The 1,557-nt window shown below is 62.0% G+C and carries 2 protein-coding genes; both read left to right on the top strand.

Annotated elements, in window-relative coordinates:
- Positions 1-645, top strand: a 645-nt coding sequence (locus ACRC1E_RS06035) for a 3'-5' exonuclease (protein ID WP_438514210.1), incomplete at its 5' end; no start/stop codon positions are given.
- Positions 646-673: 28 nt separating this feature from the next.
- Positions 674-1,557, top strand: an 884-nt coding sequence (locus ACRC1E_RS06030) for a response regulator (protein WP_438514209.1), incomplete at its 3' end; no start/stop codon positions are given.

Here is a 1,557-nt window from a genome sequence, read left to right as displayed (position 1 = left end):
CTGATCAATGCCGCCGCGGGTTTTGTGGCGGATGATCCGGCACAGGAAATGGTCGAGTTTCTCACCGCCGCCAGCCTGGAAGCGGGCGAGCATCAGGCCGAGGCCGGCAGCGATGCGCTGCAGCTGATGACGGTGCATGCCGCCAAGGGTCTGGAGTTCGATGCGGTGTTTGTCTCAGGGCTGGAAGAGGGCTTATTTCCACACGAAAACAGCCTCAATGACAGCAAGGGTCTGCAGGAGGAACGGCGGCTGATGTATGTGGCGGTGACGCGGGCCCGCAAACGCCTGTATCTCAGCTCGGCACAAAGCCGCATGCTGCACGGCCAGAGCCGGTATCCGATACGTTCGCGCTTTGTCGACGAGATTCCGGCCGAACTGGTGCACGAGCTGGCCGGCAAGAAAGCGCCCGCGCGGGCACCAGCCAAGGCGCCGTGGCTGAACGCCTCCATGCCGGCATGGGCGGCGCCTCAAGGGGGCGATTATGGCGGCTTTCATATCGGCCAGAGCGTCAGTCATGCCAAGTTTGGCCCCGGCATGGTGGTCAGTGCCGAAGGCAGCGGCAGCGATGTGCGCTTGCAGATCAATTTTGCCGAGCACGGCATGAAGTGGCTGGATCTGCGCTACGCTAAGCTGGTCGCCGGATAATGGCGCGAGCCATCTACAGGAAGGTGACATGAGCGCCAGCCAGTCCAATTCGTTTCAGGCGATCGCCTCGGCCTACAAGGGAAGCAGGCAGTCTGCGCCCGAAGAGCTCAATCCCTACCGGCGCAAATTGTTTCTGGTGATAGACAGCGTGCCCGAGATGCAGCGCGCACTGGCGATGACACTGGGTAGCTTTGGCGCGGAGCGGGTCGAGTACGCCAGCCGTGGCAGCGATGCGCTGGCCAAGCTGGCGCGCTACGACTTTGATGTGGTGTTGTGCGACTACGATCTGGGCCACGGCTACGACGGGCTGTATCTGTTTGAAGAGGCTCGCGAGCGCAACCTGCTCAAGCAATCCTGCGTCTTCATGATCGTGACCGGCGAGCGCCGCTCGCAGCGGGTGATTTCGGCGGCGGAAATGGCGCCGGACGAGTATCTGCTCAAGCCTTTTACCGGCGAAGAACTGCGCCTGCGTCTGGAGCGGGCGATACGCCGGCGTGAGGCTTTTCGCGTGGTCGATGACAGCCTGATGCGCTTCGAATACATGGCGGCGGTAGAGGCCTGCAACAGGCAGATACAGGACAAGGGTGAGTTCACCCTCGATTTTATGCGCCTCAAGGGCAGCCTCAGCCTGAAAATAGGCGACTGGGACAGCGCCAAAAAACTATACGTCGAGGTGCTGCGCCTCAAACCCCTGCCTTGGGCCAAACTGGGCCTGGGCAAGGCGCTGACCGGGCTCAAGTCTTACGACGAGGCACGCCTGCTGTTCGAAGAAGTGCTGCAGGACAACGACAGGGTGATGGAGGCTTACGACTGGCTGGCCAAGCTGTATCTGGCCAATCACGAGGGCGAGCGGGCGCAGGCTAGCCTGCAGCAGGCCACCCGCCTGTCTCCCGCCGTAGTCAGGCGGCAAAA

This window comes from Craterilacuibacter sp., assembly GCF_051659485.1.
In the GTDB taxonomy this organism is placed as follows: Bacteria; Pseudomonadota; Gammaproteobacteria; order Burkholderiales; family Chromobacteriaceae; genus Craterilacuibacter.
This window is presented reverse-complemented; position numbering and strand designations above follow the sequence as displayed.